The sequence below is a fragment of the Streptomyces rhizosphaerihabitans genome (genome assembly GCF_025399795.1).
GTDB lineage: Bacteria > Actinomycetota > Actinomycetes > Streptomycetales > Streptomycetaceae > Streptomyces > Streptomyces rhizosphaerihabitans.
In genome coordinates this window covers 77,669-97,786 of the sequence record NZ_JAODTZ010000005.1, presented here as the reverse complement: position 1 = coordinate 97,786, position 20,118 = coordinate 77,669, and the positions used below count along the sequence as shown (strand labels likewise).

Here is a 20,118-nt window from a genome sequence, read left to right as displayed (position 1 = left end):
GGCGACGGTAGCCACGGGCACCGACACCCAGAGGGCCCCGATCCGGCCAACTGCGCCGGGCCAATGCCGCTTGGGCGGCCATCCGAGGGTGTGTGACGGCGGGGAGCGGACAGCCGGTGGGTGGGAGGTTAGGGCTGGTCGGACCAGACCTTGACCTTCTGCGGGATACGCAGCGGCCGGACCGCAGGTCTGTGACGACATGAGCGTCGAGGTGGCGCTGCCGGTCATGGCCGCCGCCGGCACGGGCCGGCTGGTCGTCTGCGACCAGGACGGCCAGTGCACCGGCCTGGTCACCCACGCCGAACTCACCACGATCCGCGACAGTTCCGCCTACACGGACCGTTTCCGGCTTCGCGACCTCCTCGGCGACCACGGGTCGTTCGCCTCACCCGTGACCACGATGGCCGACGCCGAAGCTGCGATGCGCGCCCGTCGGCTGGGTGCCCTGCCGGTGGTCGACGAGCAAGGCAGCGCTCTGGGCGTCCTCGCCCTCTCCCGCTGAACCGCCCACCCCTGGCCGTACCGTTCTCCCCTGCTTCTCCCTGTGAGGTCACATGCGTTGCGTCATCGCCCGCTTCCCCTTCGAACTCACCAAAGCCAGCGTGCTGGACTCGATGAAGGGCATCAAACCCGAGCCGGGCTCCGGCGAATCCGTGATCATCGGCCGCCGCCACTACCCCGTCAAGCAAGTCGGCCAGGTCATCACCCGCCAGGACCGCCGCGATTTCAGCGCCGCCGAAGTCCTCCGTGCCATGGCGCAGCTCGGTTTCACCTGCCGCGCCCTCCCCAAGGCCGCACCCGTACGCGCCCTGAGCCCGCTGCAGCACGCTTCCGCAATGCTCGGCACTCCCGTGTCCGTCTGACCGACCGCGGGAAACAGGGGCAGGCCGGCACCTGGACGGCACTGTGGGTCCGGCCGGCACGCGCCAGCCGGGCCCACAGCGCTCGCCACGGGTTTTTCCGCGGGGGTTGCTCAGTGGTCGGAGTAGCTGAAGTCGCCCATGGTCCAGGCGCTGACGTCGTCGATCGCTACGCGGTACATCCCGCCGGTCTCGGGGATTCCGACTGTGCCCTGCAGGATGCGGGCGACGTGGAAGTGCAGATGCGTGGGAGGTCCGTCGTTCTCCGCGGGAGTGTTGAAGACGGCGGAGAACTCGCCCAGGCGGGCGGAGTCCGTCAGCACGTCCGACACCCTCTGCCTCCACACCGCTTCGGGGGCCAGTCGGCCGGTGATGACGGCACCACCGGTGACCACGGTCAGGGACATCTGGTTGCTCTGCCCGGACTCCACCAGGGTGGCGATGTCTACGAGCAGCTCGTCAGGCTTGGACATGGGGGAGATTATATTGACTGGTCACCCGGCCCTTGACGTGTGGTGACAGCAGCCACGGAGGGTGCCGACCGTCTGACGAGGAAGCTTCGGAGGGTGACCGGGGTAGCGCTTGTGAGGCGCTCAACCATGGTCAAGGGAAGCCGGTCCCCCGCGCGTCACGCAAGAAGTCAACGACCGCGAGGGCCACCCCGTCGTCTGCACTCGCGGCCTGCCGATGATGCTCCCCGGTCGGCCCAGATGACGGTGCTGCGGGATAGCTCGCGCTGTCAGCACTGCACACGGCTATGGAGCGGTTCCGTCATGTGGTGAACGCATTCCAGAGAACAACCCTTCAGACGCTCATCCAGGCGTCGAGGAAGGCTTTACGCCCCACGGGATCGTCCGACCTGCGGTCTGCGTGCAGGACGCGCCAGGCGGTGAGTTCGAGATCCCGGAGCCACAGTTCGCCGATGACCTCTGTCTTGAGGTCGGGGAAGTCGTCGGACTCGACGAGGGCCTGTCCGATCACCTCGCTTGCTGCGACGCGCTGGGGCGGGGTCATCTGGTCGACGGCGGATAGGATCTGCCGGGCCAGGGCGGTTCCCTCTCCGGTCAACGAGCGCAACACCAGAGTCTTGATGTTGGCGGGCAGCAGATAGGCGGTGCCCGATGACCTCCACAGCTCGGACCAGAAGCGCTCTCCCGCCTTGGTGGGGGCAGGCAGCGCGGCCAGCAGCCCGAGGAGATGGCCGGTGGCGGCATATCCGTCGGAGTGAGCCGCTGCGACGACTGCGATGCCGGCGACGCGCTCCACATCAAGACGGCCCGCCTCGAGATGCGGAGCCAGACCCAACTGGTGTTCCAACTGGCTCGTGAGGGGGGGTGGATACATGGGGACGGACCTCAGGAAGCATCGACGGTCCTTGCGCGTAGGCGGGCCCAATGCCCGGTCGGAAGTCCTGATCGTTCCCATGACGAGCCGGTTTATTCGGCTCCGGCACACCCAATCGACGCCAGGATCAACGAGGTCGCAGTACCAACCGCAACCGTTGCGGAAAAGCAGGCCGCGACGGTGAGCACGGAGTTCGCGAGCGACCTCTCGGAATGCTGTCCGAGTGTCGTCTTCTAGCATGCCTCCATGATCACCGGTGATGCCCACGAGGGAGGACGAGAAGCCGTGTCCCAGGACGCTGCTGAAGCCGAATGCATCTACGTCGCCTCACGGCGGCGGGAGGCTCGTGAAGACGGGCCGCCCGCCGGATCACGCGACGACCAAGCGACAGGGAACGCTCATCCGGTGGCCGCGCTGGTGGAGCGGGCAACCGACCTGGTCGAACCGATCAAGCCGCAGTTGCGCGGTTGGCTACATGCGGGAATGGTCCCCGCCTCGCTGATCGCCGGCATCGTGCTCATCTGCCTGGCCCGCACTCCGCAGGCAGCCGTGGCCTGCGCCGTGTATTCGGTCACCGCCTGGATGCTGTTCGCAACGAGCGCCGTCTACCACCGTGGCACCTGGGGGCCGCTCGGCGAAGCTCTGCTGCGGCGTCTCGACCACGCCAACATCTTCCTCATCATCGCCGGCACCTGCACCCCCCTGGCCGTGCTCCTGCTCCCGCCGGGCCAGCGGTCCATACTGCTGTGGATCGTGTGGGCGGGCGCACTGGCCGGCATTGCGTTCCGGGTCCTGTGGGTCGGAGCTCCGCGCTGGCTGTACACCCCGTGCTACCTGGCCCTGGGCTGGGCACCGGTCCGCTATCTGCCCGACTTCCTGAATACCGGGGGAGCGGCCGCACTCAGCCTGATTGTGGTCGGTGGCCTGCTCTACAGCGCGGGCGCGGTTGTCTACGCCCTCAAGCGCCCTGACCCCTCACCCCGGTTGTTCGGCTTTCACGAGGTGTTCCACGCCCTGACCGTGGCAGCCTTCACGGCGCACTACATCGCCATCTCCCTGGTCACCTACTGACCGCGACAACGTTCGGGCCCGCGTCGCAACGCCTGGTGGTGCACGACAGTGCGGAGGGGTCCTGACACCAACGGTGCCAGGACCCCTCGTCGCGCCGTGAGGGAGGCGGTAGGGCCGCGGCCGACTCGTACGGCCGTCTCGACGATGACTACCCCCTGCCTCGCCACGGGCCGGACTGATACGCGGCATCACCCAGGGCTCCTCGACGAAGCGCAGCGCATCAACGCTGAACACCGGCGGGTCACCGGATCGCCGAACCCAACGGACGCGGCCTGAGACGGTTGAACCCTGCAGCCACCCCACGCACTTGGCGGCTGACTCCCATGCAGACTGCCCGGAACGCGGGCGTTCCGGGCAGTCTCGTGTCTTAGAAACCAGGGGCTGAGAGCGATCCAAATACGGAGAGGCACTGGTGCTGGAAGTCGCCGCTGTACAGCTGGAGTACCGAGTGGCGGCGCCTTGGGCGGCTTTCGTGGTGCCGTCACACTGGTCGGGCGGGCATGACGGCCACTGGGACGTGTGTGCCCGTTCGTGTCCGTTGACGGTGCTGGATTCCGGGCCTGTTGTCAGGCTGCCCGGGCGAGCTGGGCTCGTCCGAACAGCAGGGCGTAGCCGTCGGGGAGTTGTCCGATGATCCGGGCGGTCAGGTCGTCTCCGGCGAGGCGGGCGACGATGCTAGGGACCGATCCGGTGTCCCTGCGGGGTGTCGCCAGAGTGCCACCGGGCCGTTGGGCGAGGTCCTTCACGAAGCCCCAGCCGGTCAGTGGCCTGCCGGTGGGCATCGGCGAGGTGAGGTAGCTGGCTGCTTCCTGGGGGAGGCGTGCGGCGAGCTCTACGCCTTCGTCGCATAGCGGCGAACCTTACTCTGACGAGCGTATTCCCTGATCCTGCGGTGCATCGCCCGCCCGCGAACCGTCGACGAAGGGACCTCTCATCGAGGCGACGCCGCGAACCCGATGGCCGCGGTCTGAGATGAGCGTGCTCGCTGGCGTCGGCGGCCGTCGTGCACCCAGTCCCGGCGTGTGGGCGTGATCGTTTCTACTGGTGACAGAGTGCGTGGGCGTGTAGCGTCTGCGTCAGCTGTCGTGGTTCGGAAGTTCCCCTTTGCCCACGCCTTTGGTGTGGGCTTTTTTGCTGTGCTGTGCCGCAGGGACCAGGGCGATCACCTCCGCCTTCCGCATGAAGTGGGAGGCGTCCATCGACTGGAAGGCATGAGACATGGCTACGGGAACTGTGAAGTGGTTCAACGCGGAGAAGGGCTTCGGCTTCATTGCCCAGGACGGGGGCGGTCCGGACGTCTTCGCGCACTACTCCGCGATCAACTCCGCGGGCTTTCGTGAGCTGCAGGAGGGCCAGATCGTGACGTTCGATGTCACCCAGGGCCAGAAGGGCCCGCAGGCCGAGAACATCAACCCGGCCTGACCTCTCCCCTCCTGCCCGCGGGCGCCGCGGTCGGCAGGCACGGCTGCCTCATACAGCCGCACCGCCCGACCCGAAACAATGGGCGCCTGGGCTTGACGGGGGCGGGGGCGGAATCTGAGATGCACGGATCAGGGCCGCGCAGTTGCTGCGCGGCCCTGATCCGTGTCGAGACCGACGTACCGCGCGGATGAGGTTAGCGCAGGGGAGCGTGCCCCGCCTCGACAGCAGCGGCTGCGTGCGAAGGGCTTATGCCGATGAACAATCCGGCAGGAGTTCATCGACCCGCACGCCGGGGTGCCTCCGGTTGAGCTGACTGGGCTGTGCGGTCAGCGGAGTGTTTACCTCCTGCGAGGTGGAGCTGGCGCAGGGTATTTTCTGTGTCGTGCCTGAGGTATTCGGGGGAGGCCAGGCGCTGCCACAGCGGGTCGGGGTGGCAGGGGATGGTGGCGTCGCGGGCGGCCCATTCCCTGGCGAGCTGTGTGTAGAGAGGTGTGTTCGGGTCCGGGGTTTCCGCTGAGGTCTGGCCACGGGCGTGCGCGGGGGTTGGAAGGCGTTCGGCGTGTTTGTGCTGGAACGCGGGCCTCGGCTCTGCGCTTGCCGCTGCCGGCCTGTGCGCCGTGGCTGGAGTTCATCCAATGATCATCCGTGACGTTCGTCAAAACGATTCGTCTGTGCTCGGGGACAGCGTGCCTGGTGTACCTTCGCGCTCCGTCTCCGTCAAAACGCTTGTCGGCGGTGGTGGGCTTCCTGGAAGGCGCTCTTGTGGGTGTCCGCGGCTTCGGGGGGCTGGCCTGCGCGGGCTCCGAGGTCGGCTGCCAGCAGCCTGTTGAGGGCGCTGGGGGTGCTGCTTTCGGCGTACTCGAGCAGGTGCAGGAGGGCTGTGAGTTCGCCCTGGCGGAGGTAGAGGTGGGTCAGTGGATGCGAGGCGCGGGAGACCAGTGCCCGACGCACACGGTCTTCGTAGGCGCGTCTGTGCAGGTCGGCGAAACGGATCTGGGGTTCTTCGAACAGGCAGGGCTGGGCGGGAAGGTAGGGGGCGAGGCTGTCCAGCAGCACGGCGAAGTCTTGGCCCTCCTGCCGGTAGAGGGGCTGTTCGCTGCTTCCGGCTCCGGCCGGGTCGCGACGGAAGGCGTCGACGAAGGCCGCGACGATGCGGGGTTCGGGAAGCAGGCCGGCTCCTGGCCAGCGGACACCTGAGAGGTACCGGTCCTCCTGGTCGGCGGTGTAGAGACACCAGCCGGACGTGCCCGCCCAGTGGAGCCCGCAGTCGCCCCCGCCATGCTGATCCTGGAATGCCTGCGTGAACGAGATGCCTGCCTCGACATCGAGGTACTCGCCACCGTCCGCGTCGTGCCAGGGACCGCGGCTCTGTACCCCGGTTACCGGCAGACCTGCGTCCAGGAGGCGCTCGGCGACAGCGGCGGCATAGTGGCCCGCCCGCCTAGAGAGCTCAGCTGACATCTGGGGACTGGTCTCGCAGGCCACGGAACTCTCTCCGCTGTCGGAATCGGGCGGTGACGTCGCTGTAGACCCCGCCGAGCCGGACTGGGGTCCGGCGCAGGAGCCGCGCGGCAGCCCGTCCTGGCTCGCGTCCGCGAGGGTACGGCGGCTGGTGATCGTACAGACCCCAACCCGCGCGACTTGCACTGCACCCTGTGCTGCGTCTCGGCTGCGCCCGGGGAGTGGCCGCGCTCCTCGAGCCTGATTACCTCCTCACCGGCCACGCGAAAATCTATGGTGACTGGAGTAGACATTGGCTGATCGTCTGGCTATGGTTTCTCTCGTAGCCAGGAAGACAGCAGGGCCCGGCAGACACGAACTGCCGGGAGTAGTAGCGGCAGTTGCAGGACGGTGCGGTGGTGGAGTTTCGAAGCCAGGGTTGTTGCAGGTCGGCGACGGGACTGACGGCCGGACCGGGTGGCCTGCAGTGATCAGGGGCCACCGTGAGCAGGACCGCAGTTGAAGTTGTAGTTGCAGTACCGGTAAGTGCAGTTCGCAGGACCCAGCAGTGAAGTTGGTGAGTGGTACCTCGGTGAAGGCGTCGGCTGCGGGCGCGCGCATCGGGAGGTTCGGCAGTGGGGTTCTAAGCCACAGCAGTAGTCGCAGGACGGGTGACGGGGCTGGCTGCCGAAGAGTGACGCTTCCTCAGGTCGCAGTAGGACACGCAGTAGAGCAGTGCCAGAAGTACGCAGTCCCCTTCGGTAAATGTTGGTCAAGAGGAAATAACGGAGGAGCGAGGCGCCATCAGGATCGCCCGGGCGGAATGACTGAGCCCGGGTACCGCAGGACATCGATAGTGAGGTGGTCTCCGGTCGAGCAACCGCGATCCCCGCACACGCTCACACTCACCGTGAGCTGGTGCGGATACAGAAGGCCGGCGCAGTATCAGGGCCGGCAGATGGTGTAGCAGTTCCTTCGGGGCCCTGGCGCGCACAGCGCCAGGGCCCCTCCACGCGTTCCATGAGAGAGGTGCAATGACAGCAGACGACTCGTTCGACCGGATCGACGACGATGACTACCCTGCCTACACGATGGGCCGGGCCGCCGAACTCCTCGGCACCACGCAGGGCTTCCTCCGCGCGATCGGCGAAGCCCGCCTGATCACCCCGCTCCGCTCCGCGGGCGGACACCGCCGCTACTCCCGCTACCAGCTGCGCATCGCCGCCCGCGCCCGCGAACTCGTCGACCACGGCACACCCATTGACGCTGCCTGCCGCATCGTCATCCTTGAGGACCAGCTCGAGGAAGCGCAGCGGATCAATGCCGAGTACCGGCGCGCCGCAGGAACGGCTGGCCCGACGGCCGCAGCCTGAGACGGCTTGGACCGGCCGCTCGGTCTCCCGGCTTGCGGTGGTACGCGGGGGAGGCGCACACATCAGGAGCTGACGGCGGGGCCGGGCCCCAAGGGCTGTCGTGTCGTCATATGTGAGAGAACGGGATGCTTGGTGACCATACCCAGGGCCAGGGGGCTCGTCCGGCCGGGTCGGACTCGCGTGCTGCCCGGCCTTGCATACAGGAACCGGATCAGTATCCGGGCCCCGCGGACACAGAGCGCATGACCGAGCGCACCAGCCCCGGCTTCGACCCCGTCCGCGCCACGGCCCGTCAGGCCGGCGGCATCGCCGAGCTCCTCGACGTGATGTGGGAACAGGACCGCAACGACGGCCCGCCTCCGTACATATCGGCGTACCAGCTGCGCGTGATGTATCTCGTCGACCGCGACAACGGGATCCGTATGCGGGCGCTCACCCGGCTCCTGGGCGCGTCTGCGCCCTCGGTCTCCCGTCTGGTCGACCGCCTCCAGGCCCTCGGCTTCGTCGAACGCCGGCCCTGCCCCGACAGCCGCCGCGAAGTCACACTCTGCGTGACCCATGCGGGCCGCAAACACCTGGCGCAGGTCCGCGAGCGGCGCGACCAACTTCCAGGCGGGGATGTCGACGAGCTTGATTTCGTAGCCGCGGTGCGTGCGGTATCCGTAGAGCTCCTGTGCGTGGGGGATCTTGCCGGACTTGCGGGCGGCGCTGACCCGTGATGCCCAATTGACTGCGCGCGGGCCGGGTTCGAGGGGCTTGATGAGGCAGCCATCGTCGCGGCCAGTTCTTCGAGGAGTTGGTCCGCGTAGCTCGTACGGGCCTTCGGCACTGTCTTGGGCCGTGGCGGTGTCGGCTTTCGGCCGGACCGCTCAGGTGGCTCAGGGTTCTGTTCCACGGGGCGGATGCCGCGTTCGGAGAGATACTGCCGCCCTTTGCCGGTGCGCTGGACGCTCCAATGCCCGCGGCGCTTGGTGATTTTGATAAGCCCGCGGCTTTGCAGTGCTTGTCCGCTGACCTTGTACGTGCTGTCCGGCCAGACTCCGTCGGGGCATCCCTGGCCCACCCAGTCGAGCACGGCCTGCTGCCGGTCGTTGAGGGCCTGGTGCATGTGGTCCTCCCGCGGTTCCCCAAGGTGTGCTGCCGCGGGGACAATGCCCGCTGCTTCCCCCGGAATTCCGGGCGGGCTGAGAGGACCTTCGTTCGGATGCGACGTGGTGCGTGGCGTGTTTACAGCGAGAACAGTTCTTCCTGGTAGTTCTCGACGATGTCCCGGCGCGGATAGAACAGGCCGAGCAGCATGAACGTTCTGGGGCGCTTGGCCAGGTTCCCGACAAAGCAGTGGACGACGTGGTCCGGCGCGAACATTCGGGTGAACCAGCGTTCGCGCAGTTTCTCCTCCACGCCCTGCTGCCCGTACTGGCGCAGGTACTTGCGGTAGGACTCGCCGGCCTCCCAGTCCCGGAGCGCCATGTCGTGACCGGTGCAGTCGGAGTCGTCGCAGCGGAAGCGGTAGCGGAACTCCAGTGGCACCCACTCCAGTTGGCTCAGGTCCTGGTCGAGGAGATCCATCTGGTCGGCCAGAGCGGCCTTGGAGACGGGCCAGGGTTCAGCTGGTTCGAGGCGGAAGCCGACGGTGTCCGCCGCTGGGCGGAAGAGGCCGAGGGACGTGCCGTGCTCTTCCTGGTCCCGTTTGATGGCGCACAGGGACGGGGCGATCAGCGGGCGGAGGATCGAGTAGCGCTCGCGCCAGCCGTCACTCGTGCCGATCCTGTCGAAGACCTTGAGGGTGTCCGGGTTCGGGCGCAGGCTCTCGGGCTGGCGGTCCTGGCGGTGGCGGCGTACGTCGACTTCGATGATCGCGTACTTGGCGAACTGGCTCTCCTGCTTCAGGAGCCGGAACGGGACTGGGAAGAGGCGGACGTGCTCGGGGGCGCCGCGGTCGAGGCGTATGCCGGCGACGCAGCTGGTCTCGCGGTACTTCGTGGACAGTGCCGGATACGTCTTGACTGTGATCAGTATTCGCGCGCGCTCCCACGCTCCTGTCATCCCCCACCCCAGGTCCGTTTCGTCTGGACCAGATTGGAAGTGAGACGGTGGGAACGTGCAAGGGTGCCGTCACGTAGGGGAGTTGAACTCAGGCCAAGGGACTGACGGGTAGTGACGTGCGCTTGCGCAGGGTCTCCAGGACGACGTGGCGGTGGCAGCGCTCTTCGTCCTTCTCGAAGCACAGCACCGCGACTCGGGCCTGGCCTGCGTGTGCCGCGAGTACGTCGAGGTCAGCCCTGGCTGCGTCGGATCGCAGCAGGCTGCGGAAGCGGGCTCGGCCCTCGCTGATGCGCCCTTCCCAGAAGGGGGCCCGGTTATCCTTCGGGTTCCCGAGGGCTCGCAGGTGGGTGTAGGCGATGCCGGCCTCGCCGAGGGCGTGTCCGAGGCGGGTCTTGCTGAAGCCGGGCTTGCGGCTGATGGGGGTCAGGCGGACGTCGGCGACCATGCTGATCTGCGCTTCCAGCAGGGAGGTGACGAACGAATCGATGTCCCGCCCCTCATATCCGGCGGACCACAGACCGGCCTCTGGCCCCTGTGCCTGCCGGAACAGCTCGTCGAGCGAGATCCCGAGCACCTCGGCCAAAGCTCCAACGGTAAAGAAACCTGGCTGAATTGCTCCCCCACCCTCAAGGCGCGCCAGCGTCGCGGACTGGATGCCGGCCTCCTTCGCCAGGCGCTCGGGCGTCCATCCGCGCTCCTCGCGAAGGGCGCGGACGCGGGCGGCCAGCGTCCGTGCGGGGGAGAGAGCGGTAGGAGTTGAGGGGCGATCGGCCATGGACCGGGATCTTAGTGCGGGTGGGCTGCTCCTGTGGGGGTTCGTCGCGGGTGCATCTGCGACGGGCAGGTCACGAACTGCCGAGCAGGGCGGGGGCCAGTTCGGTCTCCGGCTTGCTGAGTTCGAAGCGGAGGCCGAGGAGTTCCGCGGTGCCGACGGGGGTGATGAAGGACGTGATGCAGTACGAGGTCGGGTGCACCAGGGCGTCGCGGTGAACCCCGGGGTCCTCCATGCGCGGAAGCCGACGTGCAGCAGGTCGCCGTCCGGGTCCGTGCGGATGGGTTCGCGGTCGTCGATGGTCCAGTCGTCGCCCGGGCGGCCGTGGATGGCGCGGTAGCGGGGCAGCAGGAGGGCGATGGGGGAGGTGAAGCTGGGGGAGTTCGGGCCGGGACCGTGTGTTCGGTTCCGTCGGTGTCTTCGTGCCGGGTCTCCTGTGGGGTGTGTACGGTGCGGCCGCCGTGGTCGGTGTCGATGATCCATCGGTCGCGTGAGACGTACAGCAGGGAGCCGGTTTCGCCGTCGGCGAAGACGGTTCTAAAGTGGGCGGCGGCACGGCGGGGGTCGGCGCTCAGCAGGCGGCCCGCCATTTCCGTATGGCTGATCGGCACAGGCGCTCCCGAGCTCAGGCCCTGCCCTTCTTGAACTTGCAGCTGGTGGTCTTGTAGCAGGTCACTGGTGTGGTCAGGCGGCCGCGCAGGCCGAGGCGCGATCGGTGGGCTTCTCCGTGTCCGCGAGCGTTGCGAGGTAGCGCTCGGCGTCCAGCGCTGCGGCGCATCCGGAGCCGGCGGCGGTGATGGCCTGGCGGTAGGTGTGGTCGACGATGTCGCCCGCGCCGAAGACGCCGGGAATGTTCGTACGCGTCGAGGGCGAGTCCACCTTCAGGCAGCCCTCCGCATCCAACTCCAGCTGTCTGGCGAACAGTTCGGTGCGCGGGGCGTGCCCGATCGCGATGAACAGCCCGGTCGCCTCCACTGTGCGGAGGTCGCCGGTGAACGTGTCGCGCAGGGTGATGCCGCTCAACATGCCGTTCTCCTCGTGAAGTTCGGCGACCTCACTGTCGAACGCGAAGGAGATCTTGTCGTCGGAGAAGGCCCGGTTCTGCTTGACCTGCGAGGCGCGCAGGGTGGAGCGGCGGTGTACGACGGTGACCGAGCGGGCAAGGGGGCACCCCCTGCTCGAGTGAAGCCGAGAGCTTGGGGGAGGGTGAGGCAGGTGGCCTCTTCCATGGCGGTGTCGCCGCCGCCGACGACCACGATGTCGCGGTCGCGGAGAAGAAGCCGTCGCAGGTCGCGCACCAGGACACGCCGCGCCCGGAGAGGGTGTCCTCCTTGGGCAGGCCGAGCTTGCGGGAGCCGGAGCCGGTCGCGATGATCACGGTCTTCGCCCGGTGCACCGTGCCCGCGCTGTCGGTGACGGTCTTGACGGGGCCGGTCAGATCGACCTCGACGACATCGTCGTCCAGCATCTCGGCGCCGAACTTCTACGCCTGGGCCCGCATGTCGTCCATGAGGACGGGGCCGTCCACTCCCTCGGGGAGGCCGGGGAAGTTCCCCACCTCGGTCGTCGTAGTCAGTGAACCGCCGACGGAGATCGAGCTACCGAAGAGCAGCGGCTTGAGATCGGCGCGGGTTTCGGCCACTGATCTGACTCTCTGTCAGTTCTCGGCGTCCTCCCCCCGCTCCCACAGGCGGGGCGGCGACAGTGAGGCCGCAGCCCTGGATCAGGGCCTGTGAGCCGCAGTCTGCCGTCCCCTCATGCCTGAGGAAGCCATGACTCCCACCCCCCACCTTGCCGAAATCGCAGCCCGTACGGAGCGGCCGGCCTCATTCCAGCCCGTCGACCGGGTCCTTCTCCCGGACGCCGGCACCGCTACGGTGGACATCGTCGTACCGGTCTACAACGAGGAACGCGCCCTCCCCGGGTGCCTGCGCACCCTCCACGCGCGGCTGTCCGAGGGGTTCCCCTTCCCCTGGCGGATCACGGTCGCCGACAACGCCAGCACCGACGACACCCTCGCCACCGCCCGCCGCCTCGCCGACGAACTGCCCGGGGTAGGCGTCGTCCACCTGGACCGGAAGGGGCGCGGGCTGGCCCTGCGCACCGTCTGGGGCGCCAGTGACGCGGACATCGTGGCGTACATGGACGTCGACCTGTCCACCGGCCTCGACGGGCTGCTCCCGCTGGTCGCCCCGCTGGCCAGCGGCCACTCCGACCTCGCGATCGGCTCCCGGCTGGCACCCGGCGCGCGTACAGTGCGCGGGCCGCGCCGCGAGTTCGTCTCCCGCTGCTACAACGGCATCATCCGGCTCACCCACGGAGTCCGCTTCAGCGACGCCCAGTGCGGATTCAAGGCGGCCCGTACGGAGGTGCTCCGGCCCCTGCTGAAGGTGACCCGCGACGACGCGTGGTTCTTCGACACCGAGCTGCTCCTGCTCGCCGAGCACAACGGACTGCGCGTCCACGAGGTGCCGGTCGACTGGGTCGAGGACGTCGACACCCGGGTGGACGTGGTGAGCACCGCCACGGACGACCTGCGGGGCCTGTGGCGCATGGCGCGCCTCAAGGCTTCCGGCGGCGCCCGCGTCGACATCCGACCGCGCCCCGCACCATCCGCCGAGCACCCCGACGCCATCCTCGCACCCGCCACGGGACGCGGCGTGCTGTCGTGGGAGGTCGGCTGCTTCATCGCGATCGGCGTCGTCTCCACGGTCGGGCAGGCGCTGCTGTACTGGCTGGCACGCGGCTGGTGGACTCCCGCCGTCGCCAACCTGGTCTCGCTGTTCGTCCTCACCGTCCTCAACACCGAGGCGAACCGGCGCCTCACCTTCCGGCACTCCTCCACCGCGCCCGCCCGCGCCCACCTCGGTGCTGGAGGGCTGTTCGTTCTCGGCTACCTGGTCACCTCCGGGGCGGTGCTGTGGTTCAAGTGGCTCGATCCCGGCGCCTCACCGGCCGCCGAGACCGCGGTCCTCGCCGCGGCGTCCGTCGCGGTCACCGGCGTGCGCTTCGCCACCCTGCGGCTGGCCGTCTTCGCCGGCCCCCGCAGCCGTACCAGTTGACGAGAGCGAAACGAGACATGAGCAACTACGCGCACATCACGTCTGTACCAGCGGCTTCGGAGCACGCCGGGAGGCGTACGTCCGTCCGCTCGCTGCCCACCTGGGCGGCACCCGCGGCACTCGGAGCCGTCATGGTGCTCGCGGCGATCCTGTACGGATGGGCACTGGGTTCCCTGGGCTGGGGCAACAGTTACTACTCGGCGGCCGTGAAGTCGATGGGGAAGAGCTGGACGAACTTCCTTTTCGGCTCCTTCGACCCGGTCGGCGTGGTCACGGTCGACAAGCCGCCGGCCGCGCTGTGGCCCCAGGTGATCAGCAGCAAGATCTTCGGGCTGCACGGGTGGGCTCTGATCCTGCCGCAGATGCTCGAAGGAGTGGCCGCGGTGCTGGTGCTGCACCGCACCGTGCGCCGCTGGGCGGGTGAGGGCGCGGCGCTGGTCGCCGCCCTGGTGCTCACGCTCACGCCCATCACCGTGGCCATCAACCGGGACAACAACCCGGACACGCTGCTGGTCCTGCTGCTGGTGTCGGCGGCGTACGCGCTCACCCGCGCGCTGCAGGCCGAGGGCAGGTCCGCGACCTGGTGGCTGTGCGCGAGCGGCTTCCTGATCGGGTGTGGATTCCTCACCAAAATGCTCGCCGCCTGGATGGTCATCCCCGCGTTCGCTCTCGCCTGGCTCGTGGGAGCAAGCGGCCCCTGGATTCCGCGAGTGGGGCGTCTGCTGGGCGCGGGAGCCATCCTGGCGGCGTCCTCCCTGTGGTGGGTCGCCATGGTCGCCCTGTGGCCGGGCGACCGCCCCTACATCGGAGGCAGCACGGACGGCTCGGCCTGGGACCTCGTGATCGGCTACAACGGACTCGGGCGGGTCTTCGGCTCCAGTGACGGAGCACCCCAGGGAATGGGTGGCGGAGGCGGCGGCGGGTTCGCCGGCGGGTTCGGCGGCGAGTCCGGCCTGACCCGGATGTTCGACACGCAGGTGGGCGGTCAGATCAGCTGGCTGCTGCCCCTCTGCGGGCTGGCTCTGGCCGTCGCGGTCGTCGTGGCGGTGCTGCACCGCCGCGGGAAGCTGCCGGCCTCGGCCCTGCTGCCGGCCTCCGGCTGGCTGCTGTGGGGAACCTGGCTGGTGGTCTGCGCGGCCGTGTACTCGACTCAGAAGGGCATCTTCCACCCCTACTACACCACCCAGCTCGCCCCGGCCATCGCCGCCTTGTGCGGCGGGCTGACGGCCGGCCTGGTCCGTGTGCACCGTGCGGGCTTCCGCTGGGCTCCACTGGCCGGTGCGGCCGGGGTCGTGGTGAGCGTGGTCTGGGCGGTGGTGCTGGTCCGTCGTGTACCCGACTGGAACGGCTGGCTGGTGTGGCCGGTGCTGCTCGTGGGCTGTGCCGCCGTCGTCCTGCTGGTGCTGGCACGACGGAACGCCCGGTTGCTGACGGTTGCCGTGGGCGCGGCGGTGGCGTCGGTCCTGGTGGCTCCCGGAGCCTGGGCGGTGAGCGTGCCCGGTTCCACCAGCATGGGCGGCTCCAACCCGACGGCCGGTCCGACGACGATGGGCTTCGGCGGAGGCGGCGGCATGCCCCGGCAAGGTCGGAACGGCGGAGGCATGCCGTCGGGCATGCCGTCCGGGATGCCGTCGAACATGCCGGGCCTCCCCGGCGCCGGCGGGTCCTCGAGCGGATCCGGTGCACCCTCGTCCGGCGGCATGCCGTCCGGGATGCCTTCCGGCATGCCCACGGCGGGAGCGGGCGGCATGCCTGGTGCCGGCTCGGGAGGTGCCCCGGGCGGTCCCGGCGGCAGGGGGGAACTCACCGCTGACCAGCGCAAGATCCTCCAGTACGCCGTCAAGCACGCACCCGACGCACGCATCAAGCTCGCCGTCGAGGGTGGCGCCCTGTCCGCCAGCCCCTTCATCCTGGGCAGCGACGAGAACGTCATCGGCATGGGCGGCTTCACGAACAGCGACAACGCGCCGTCGGTGGCCCAGCTGAAGGAGTGGGCCAAGAACGGCGAACTGCGCTACATCCTGGGTTCCGGCACCAACGGCGGCGGGCCGGGCGGCATGTCCGGCGGATACGCCAAGCAGCGCTCCGACTGGATCGCCGACAACTGCACGAAGGTGCCGGCGTCGTCCTACGGCGGCACGTCCTCCGAGTCGGACAGCGGAGGTGTGATGGGATTCGGGGGAGCCAGCGTGCTCTACGACTGCGCCGCCAAGTAACCCGGGCCGGAGCAAGCGCCGCCAGACGGCAGAACGGATCAGCAGACGTCATGACCGACAGGCCCCCAGCAGCGAGGCCGGGACATCGGCTCCTCGTGGTCGAGGACGAGCCCAGCATCCGTACCCTGCTGGAGGCGACGCTTCGGCTGACCGGATACGAGGTGAGCAGCACCGACACCGGACAGTCGGCCCTCCTGGAGGTCGAACGCCTGGAACCGCACCTGGTGCTGCTCGACGTGATGCTGCCCGACCTGGACGGCTTTGAGGTGACCCGCAGGCTGCGGGCGGCGGGGAACGACTGTCCGATCCTGTTCCTCACCGCCCGCACCGGCACCCACGACCGCGTCAACGGCCTGCGCGCGGGCGGAGACGACTACGTCTCCAAACCGTTCAACATCGAGGAGGTCCTGCTGCGAATCGAAGCCATCCTGCGCCGAACGGCTCCGGCCATCACGGCGCGGGTGATGCCGAGCGTCCTGAGCTACGCCGACCTGGAACTCGACGAGGGCGCCCACGAGGTGCACCGCTCGGGGGAGTACATCGCGCTGTCACCCACCGAGTTCAAGCTCCTGGCCTACCTTCTGGCGAACGCCGGACAGGTGGTGAGCAAGATCCAGATCCTCGACCACGTCTGGAGCTACGACTTCGCAGGCGACGTCCGGATCATCGAGACGTACGTCCGCTACCTGCGCAAGAAGATCGACCGTTTCGATCCGCCGCTCATCCAGACAGTGCGGGGGGTCGGCTACAGCCTCCGACTCTCCCGCGACCACGGAGGGACGCCGGAGCAGTGACCCGCTTCCTGCCCCGGCCGTCCGGATCAATGAGACGACGCCTCGTCCTCGGCGTCACCGTCCTCGCCACCGCAGCCGTCCTGGCCTCCCAGGCCCTCGGCTACGTGGTGATGCGCTCCTGGCTGCTCGACCGCGTCGACGAGCAACTCGTCGAGTTCCACCCGCCGGCGCCGGCCTTCCACGACGCTCTCGACGGGACCCTGCCGACGCCGGGGGAACAACCGGACATACTGCCCTCGGACTTCCACGTCTACTTCTACGACGCCTCCGGGCGCCTCCTGAACGGCTCGCTGGGCTCCGAAACGAAGCCAGGGCCCCGGTTGACCGACGACGCGCAGGACCTCGGTCTGCGGGACGGGCATCCGGAAACCCTGCCTGCCACCAGCGGTGACGGCCGCTGGCGAGTGATGCTCAACCCCGGCCCCGGGGGCATGAATGCGGTGGTCACCCTGCCGCTAGACACCGTCGACGGCGCCGCCTCGAAGATCCTGTGGCTGAACGCGGTCCTGCTCGCCGTCACGATCGTCGCCCTGGTCGCCCTGGGCCGGTGGGTGGTCCGGCTGGGCCTGTTGCCCCTGACCAGGATGGAAGGCATCGCCCAGGAAATCACCGCGGGCCGGCTCAACCTGCGGTTGCCCGACACCGATCCGCGCACCGAGATCGGACGCCTCGGCCGGGTTCTGAACTCCATGCTCGACCGCCTCCAGAAGGCGCTGCTGGCCCGTGAGGCGTCCGAGGCCCGGCTGCGTCGGTTCGTCGCCGACGCGGGGCACGAACTGCGCACCCCGCTCACCGTCATCCAGGGCTACGCCCAACTCGCACTGCGTCCGGAGCGACGCCCGGCGCGGGAACTGCGGGAGGCCAACCGGTTCATCGCGCAGAACGCGCAACGCATGAGCCTACTCGTCGACGACCTCCAGCTGCTGACCACCCTGGACAAGGAACCCTCGTACCGGAGGGAACAGGTCGATCTGCTGTCCCTGGCGGCGGACGCCGTCACCGCGACCGTCGCCCACAGCGCGTCCCACCCCGTCGACCTCGGCCCGCTGCACACCCCGGCTGATCCCACCGGAGCCGAGCAACTCGACGTCGCGGAAACCGTCGGCGACCCGCACCGGTTGCGGCAGATTCTCGAGAACCTGCTCTCCAACGCCCGCATCCACACCCCAACGGGCACCCGCGTCCACGTCCGCGTCGGCACGACCGAGGCGGGTCCCGGAGCCGGCGGCACGGACCGACCCGGACGCTTCACCGCTTCACCGGCCCTGCCGGAGCGCACGCCGATCAGCGTGATCGAGGTGGCGGACCAAGGGCCGGGCCTCGAACCCGTCGACGCAGAGCTCGTCTTCGAGCGCTTCTACCGCGCCGACCCGGCCCGCTCCCGCCTCCACGGCGGCAGCGGCCTGGGTCTCGCCATCGCCGCGACCATTGCCGAGGGTCACGGCGGCCGCCTCGAACTCGACACGACCCCCGGCCACGGTTGTACCTTCCGCCTGGTCCTCCCCGCAGCCGGCTCTGGTCAGGAGCCTTCTGACGTGCGTCTTCGCCGTCGACGGTGACAGCACCAGCCGTGCGGCGATCTCGTCGTTCATGTGCCCCGCGGCCACCAACCGCATGACCTCGCGCTCCCGTTCGGTCAGACCATCGAGCCGGGGATTCGGCCTCGGACCCTGCACCCGGCCTGCCAACTCGGCGATCAGCCGCCGGGTGACCGAAGGGCTGATCAGGGCATCACCCCGCGCGGCGACCCGTACCGCCTGCACCAGTTCCTCCGGCCCCGTGTCCTTCACCAGAAAGCCCGTCGCCCCGCCGCGCAGCTCCCCGTACACGTAGTCGTCCAAATCGAAGGTCGTCAGGATGACCAGCTTCACCGACCCCAACCGCTCATCCCCGGCGATCACCCGGGAGGCTTCCAGACCGTCCATCCCCGGCATCCGGATGTCCATTAGGACCACGTCCGGCCGCAGCTCGCGGCAGGCCGAGACCGCGGCCTGCCCGTCCGCGGCCTCTCCGACTACCTCGATGTCGTCCTGGTCCGCCAGGATCGACCGGAACCCGGCCCGGACGAGCCGCTGGTCACCCGCCAGCAGGACCCTGATCATCGGTCACTCCGTTCTGTCGGCTCTCCTGTGATCCCGTACGGCAGCCGGGCCCGCATCGTGAATCCGTCCTTTGGGCGAGGATCCGCGGTCAGCTCGCCACCCAGTGCCCGCGCCCGCTCTGTCATGCCGGCGATCCCGCTGCCGCCAACGGACCCGGCCGGGCAGGCTGGAGCGCCCCCGCCGTCGTCCTCGACGGTCAGGGTCAGCTCCCCGTCCCGGTAGGCGAGTTGGATCATGAACCGTCCGGCGCCGCTGTGTTTGGCGGCGTTGGTCAGCGACTCCTGCATGATCCGGTAGACGGCCAAGTCGACCGGGGCGGACAGCGGACGCTCAGCCCCGCTCCGCTCGATCCGCACCGTGAGCCCCGCTGGCCTGGCGGACGCCACCAGTTCCTCTGCCCGGGCCAGCCCCGGCTCGGGCGCGCTGGGCGCCTCCTCGTCGACCTGACGGAGCACACCGAGGGTGGCCCGCAGCTCACGCAGGGCCTCCCGGCTGCCGGCCTTGATCGCGCCGAGCGCCTCCTCGGCCTGAGCCGGGTCCTTCTTCAACCGGTACAGCGCGGCACCCGCCTGCACGTTGATCATCGAGATGTTGTGCCCGACCACATCGTGCAGCTCCCGGTCGATGCGCAGGCGCTCCTCGGCCGCCCGCAGCCGCGTTTCCTCCTCCCCATAGGCGACCCGACCGCGCCGCACGATACCCAGGGCCACTACGGCGACCAGCCAGCCCGTGAGCATGAACACCGCCCTGCCGGTGACATCGCTCTTGGTCGTGAGGGTGCCCGCACCCACGCCGATCGCCATTGTCGCGGCCATCGCGACGGCAGACTGCAGACCACCCTGGGCCGCGATGAAGTACAACACCACGATCGGAACCAGTACCAACGGCCCGTCGACGGCACTTACTACGTAGTAGGCGCCCGTGGCCGCCACCGTGAACCAGCCCACGGCCACCGGACACCGCCACCGAAAGACCAGTGCTCCACATACCGTCGACATCAGCAGCCAGGACGCGATCGAGCGGCCCGCTCCTTCGGCGACGGCGGCGACTTCGCGGCCCCCGAGGGCCCGACGACCGCCGAACTCTCCGCCCTCAGCCGTGAACTGGCGGACACCAGCCGCAAGCTGGCCGAGTCCCGCGACCGCGAAAGGGCGCTGGAGACCTCGCGCCGCGAACTCGTCGCCTGGATCTCGCACGACCTGCGCACCCCGCTCGCCGGACTGCGCGCGATGTCCGAGGCGACGGCAACCGCTCGGTAGATGGGAGACATTGGTGAGGGGCCCGAAGTCGGAGGTCGGGCCCCTCACCGTGCGCGCACCGACCGATGCGCGGCGCCTGTTCAGCGTGTCCGGGCTGCAAGCACGGCAGGGCGCTGAACGGGAACGGGAGCGACCCCGCGCGTGGGGATGGGCCGCTCTCGTCTTGATGGTGCTGTCGTGCTGCGCGATCGGCGATGCAAGGCGGTCGTTCGGGTGAAGGACCATCAGCAGCTGACCGCGTTCTTGGCCCCTAGCCCGACCTCAAGAACGCAGGCAGCTACGCCGGTGGGTGCTCGAGAAGTCCCTGGCTTGGGTCGGGCGCATCTGCCGCCACCCTCGCGAGCACGGAGAGGCCCC

19 protein-coding genes and 3 pseudogenes are annotated in these 20,118 nt (G+C 69.0%); 11 read left to right on the top strand and 11 right to left on the bottom strand.

Annotation, left to right across the window (positions count from 1 at the left end; genetic code table 11):
• Nucleotides 1-199: 199 nt before the first annotated feature.
• Both N4G66_RS06840 and N4G66_RS06835 read left to right on the top strand, forming a co-directional pair.
• A complete protein-coding gene (locus tag N4G66_RS06840; protein WP_261703054.1) occupies nt 200-502 on the top strand; it encodes a CBS domain-containing protein in 303 nt (100 codons plus the stop codon).
• A gap of 52 nt (nt 503-554) precedes the next feature.
• A complete protein-coding gene (locus N4G66_RS06835) occupies nt 555-863 on the top strand; it encodes an SCO5918 family protein (protein WP_261703053.1) in 309 nt (102 codons plus the stop codon).
• Between the two features lie 110 nt (nt 864-973).
• Here the strand turns inward: N4G66_RS06835 and N4G66_RS06830 are convergent, their stop codons facing one another.
• Together N4G66_RS06830 and N4G66_RS06825 are read right to left on the bottom strand one after the other, a co-directional pair.
• Complete coding sequence (locus tag N4G66_RS06830) at nt 974-1,333, bottom strand: hypothetical protein (RefSeq protein WP_261703052.1); 360 nt, start codon at nt 1,331-1,333, stop codon at nt 974-976.
• Between the two features lie 331 nt (nt 1,334-1,664).
• Nucleotides 1,665-2,204, bottom strand: coding sequence for a hypothetical protein (locus N4G66_RS06825; RefSeq protein ID WP_261703051.1), 540 nt, complete (start codon nt 2,202-2,204; stop codon nt 1,665-1,667).
• Nucleotides 2,205-2,621: 417 nt separating this feature from the next.
• Between N4G66_RS06825 and trhA the strand changes: the two genes are divergently transcribed.
• Nucleotides 2,622-3,275, top strand: coding sequence for a PAQR family membrane homeostasis protein TrhA (gene trhA, locus N4G66_RS06820; RefSeq protein ID WP_391858771.1), 654 nt, complete (start codon nt 2,622-2,624; stop codon nt 3,273-3,275).
• Between the two features lie 566 nt (nt 3,276-3,841).
• On the opposite strand, the gene N4G66_RS06815 is transcribed toward trhA, so the two are convergent.
• Both N4G66_RS06815 and N4G66_RS06810 read right to left on the bottom strand, forming a co-directional pair.
• Entirely contained in the window at nt 3,842-4,057 is a 216-nt protein-coding gene (locus N4G66_RS06815) for a hypothetical protein (protein WP_391858766.1), read from the bottom strand.
• A gap of 294 nt (nt 4,058-4,351) precedes the next feature.
• Nucleotides 4,352-4,495: a hypothetical protein gene (locus N4G66_RS06810; protein ID WP_261703050.1), complete on the bottom strand. Its 144-nt coding sequence runs from the start codon at nt 4,493-4,495 to the stop codon at nt 4,352-4,354.
• Here N4G66_RS06810 and N4G66_RS06805 point away from each other — a divergent pair.
• A complete protein-coding gene (locus N4G66_RS06805; RefSeq protein ID WP_261703049.1) occupies nt 4,494-4,697 on the top strand; it encodes a cold-shock protein in 204 nt (67 codons plus the stop codon). The genes N4G66_RS06810 and N4G66_RS06805 overlap by 2 nt on opposite strands.
• A 717-nt stretch (nt 4,698-5,414) precedes the next feature.
• Here N4G66_RS06805 and N4G66_RS06800 read toward each other — a convergent pair.
• Nucleotides 5,415-6,158 carry a DUF6292 family protein gene (locus N4G66_RS06800; protein WP_261703048.1) on the bottom strand — a complete coding sequence of 248 codons (744 nt, stop codon included), beginning with the start codon at nt 6,156-6,158 and terminating at the stop codon, nt 5,415-5,417.
• Between the two features lie 1,013 nt (nt 6,159-7,171).
• Between N4G66_RS06800 and N4G66_RS06795 the strand changes: the two genes are divergently transcribed.
• Nucleotides 7,172-7,510, top strand: coding sequence for a helix-turn-helix domain-containing protein (locus N4G66_RS06795; RefSeq protein WP_261703047.1), 339 nt, complete (start codon nt 7,172-7,174; stop codon nt 7,508-7,510).
• A gap of 242 nt (nt 7,511-7,752) precedes the next feature.
• Nucleotides 7,753-8,229, top strand: coding sequence for a MarR family winged helix-turn-helix transcriptional regulator (locus tag N4G66_RS06790; RefSeq protein WP_261703046.1), 477 nt, complete (start codon nt 7,753-7,755; stop codon nt 8,227-8,229).
• A 508-nt stretch (nt 8,230-8,737) separates the two neighbouring features.
• Here the strand turns inward: N4G66_RS06790 and N4G66_RS06785 are convergent.
• The 4 genes and pseudogenes from N4G66_RS06785 to N4G66_RS06770 form a co-directional block, all read right to left on the bottom strand.
• Nucleotides 8,738-9,556, bottom strand: coding sequence for a hypothetical protein (locus N4G66_RS06785; protein WP_261703045.1), 819 nt, complete (start codon nt 9,554-9,556; stop codon nt 8,738-8,740).
• A gap of 88 nt (nt 9,557-9,644) precedes the next feature.
• On the bottom strand, nt 9,645-10,331 hold the full coding sequence (locus tag N4G66_RS06780; RefSeq protein ID WP_261703044.1) for a DUF488 family protein, N3 subclade: 687 nt from the start codon (nt 10,329-10,331) through the stop codon (nt 9,645-9,647).
• Nucleotides 10,332-10,401: 70 nt separating this feature from the next.
• On the bottom strand, nt 10,402-10,563 hold the full coding sequence (locus N4G66_RS06775) for a hypothetical protein (protein WP_261703043.1): 162 nt from the start codon (nt 10,561-10,563) through the stop codon (nt 10,402-10,404).
• A gap of 449 nt (nt 10,564-11,012) precedes the next feature.
• Nucleotides 11,013-11,958 (bottom strand): annotated as a pseudogene (locus N4G66_RS06770) (NAD(P)/FAD-dependent oxidoreductase); the annotation flags it as partial.
• Nucleotides 11,959-12,100: 142 nt separating this feature from the next.
• Here N4G66_RS06770 and N4G66_RS06765 point away from each other — a divergent pair.
• The 4 genes from N4G66_RS06765 to N4G66_RS06750 are packed head-to-tail and all read left to right on the top strand — an operon-like array spanning nt 12,101 to nt 17,959.
• On the top strand, nt 12,101-13,390 hold the full coding sequence (locus tag N4G66_RS06765; RefSeq protein WP_261703042.1) for a bifunctional glycosyltransferase family 2/GtrA family protein: 1,290 nt from the start codon (nt 12,101-12,103) through the stop codon (nt 13,388-13,390).
• Between the two features lie 17 nt (nt 13,391-13,407).
• A complete protein-coding gene (locus N4G66_RS06760; protein ID WP_261703041.1) occupies nt 13,408-15,606 on the top strand; it encodes an ArnT family glycosyltransferase in 2,199 nt (732 codons plus the stop codon).
• Between the two features lie 50 nt (nt 15,607-15,656).
• Nucleotides 15,657-16,400 (top strand): response regulator transcription factor, encoded by a 744-nt coding sequence (locus N4G66_RS06755; protein WP_261703040.1) that lies wholly within the window; start codon nt 15,657-15,659, stop codon nt 16,398-16,400.
• Nucleotides 16,401-16,429: 29 nt separating this feature from the next.
• Nucleotides 16,430-17,959 carry a sensor histidine kinase gene (locus tag N4G66_RS06750; RefSeq protein WP_261703039.1) on the top strand — a complete coding sequence of 510 codons (1,530 nt, stop codon included), beginning with the start codon at nt 16,430-16,432 and terminating at the stop codon, nt 17,957-17,959.
• On the opposite strand, the pseudogene N4G66_RS06745 reads toward N4G66_RS06750, so the two are convergent.
• A pseudogene (locus N4G66_RS06745) lies at nt 17,909-18,502 on the bottom strand (response regulator transcription factor); the annotation flags it as partial. The gene N4G66_RS06750 and the pseudogene N4G66_RS06745 sit on opposite strands and share 51 nt — an antisense overlap.
• The gene (locus N4G66_RS06740; RefSeq protein WP_261703038.1) at nt 18,499-19,239 is read right to left on the bottom strand and encodes a sensor histidine kinase; all 741 of its coding nucleotides are present in this window, start codon (nt 19,237-19,239) and stop codon (nt 18,499-18,501) included. The pseudogene N4G66_RS06745 and the gene N4G66_RS06740, both read right to left, overlap by 4 nt.
• Before the next feature lie 282 nt (nt 19,240-19,521).
• Here N4G66_RS06740 and N4G66_RS06735 point away from each other — a divergent pair.
• Nucleotides 19,522-19,743 (top strand): annotated as a pseudogene (locus N4G66_RS06735) (histidine kinase dimerization/phospho-acceptor domain-containing protein); the annotation flags it as partial.
• Between the last annotated feature and the right edge of the window lie 375 nt (nt 19,744-20,118).

Bases quoted from the DNA above. Each gene is read 5' to 3' on its own strand.
- N4G66_RS06790 (WP_261703046.1), top strand. From the start codon at position 7,753: ATGACCGAGCGCACCAGCCCCGGCTTCGACCCCGTCCGCGCCACGGCC.
- N4G66_RS06775 (WP_261703043.1), bottom strand. From the start codon at position 10,563: ATGGAGGACCCCGGGGTTCACCGCGACGCCCTGGTGCACCCGACCTCG.
- N4G66_RS06815 (WP_391858766.1), bottom strand. From the start codon at position 4,057: ATGCCCACCGGCAGGCCACTGACCGGCTGGGGCTTCGTGAAGGACCTC.
- N4G66_RS06785 (WP_261703045.1), bottom strand. From the start codon at position 9,556: ATGACAGGAGCGTGGGAGCGCGCGCGAATACTGATCACAGTCAAGACG.
- N4G66_RS06780 (WP_261703044.1), bottom strand. From the start codon at position 10,331: ATGGCCGATCGCCCCTCAACTCCTACCGCTCTCTCCCCCGCACGGACG.
- N4G66_RS06755 (WP_261703040.1), top strand. From the start codon at position 15,657: ATGACCGACAGGCCCCCAGCAGCGAGGCCGGGACATCGGCTCCTCGTG.
- N4G66_RS06810 (WP_261703050.1), bottom strand. From the start codon at position 4,495: ATGTCTCATGCCTTCCAGTCGATGGACGCCTCCCACTTCATGCGGAAG.
- N4G66_RS06760 (WP_261703041.1), top strand. From the start codon at position 13,408: ATGAGCAACTACGCGCACATCACGTCTGTACCAGCGGCTTCGGAGCAC.
- N4G66_RS06830 (WP_261703052.1), bottom strand. From the start codon at position 1,333: ATGTCCAAGCCTGACGAGCTGCTCGTAGACATCGCCACCCTGGTGGAG.
- N4G66_RS06800 (WP_261703048.1), bottom strand. From the start codon at position 6,158: ATGTCAGCTGAGCTCTCTAGGCGGGCGGGCCACTATGCCGCCGCTGTC.
- N4G66_RS06740 (WP_261703038.1), bottom strand. From the start codon at position 19,239: ATGCTCACGGGCTGGCTGGTCGCCGTAGTGGCCCTGGGTATCGTGCGG.
- N4G66_RS06765 (WP_261703042.1), top strand. From the start codon at position 12,101: ATGACTCCCACCCCCCACCTTGCCGAAATCGCAGCCCGTACGGAGCGG.
- N4G66_RS06835 (WP_261703053.1), top strand. From the start codon at position 555: ATGCGTTGCGTCATCGCCCGCTTCCCCTTCGAACTCACCAAAGCCAGC.
- N4G66_RS06840 (WP_261703054.1), top strand. From the start codon at position 200: ATGAGCGTCGAGGTGGCGCTGCCGGTCATGGCCGCCGCCGGCACGGGC.
- N4G66_RS06805 (WP_261703049.1), top strand. From the start codon at position 4,494: ATGGCTACGGGAACTGTGAAGTGGTTCAACGCGGAGAAGGGCTTCGGC.
- N4G66_RS06825 (WP_261703051.1), bottom strand. From the start codon at position 2,204: ATGTATCCACCCCCCCTCACGAGCCAGTTGGAACACCAGTTGGGTCTG.
- N4G66_RS06795 (WP_261703047.1), top strand. From the start codon at position 7,172: ATGACAGCAGACGACTCGTTCGACCGGATCGACGACGATGACTACCCT.
- N4G66_RS06750 (WP_261703039.1), top strand. From the start codon at position 16,430: ATGAGACGACGCCTCGTCCTCGGCGTCACCGTCCTCGCCACCGCAGCC.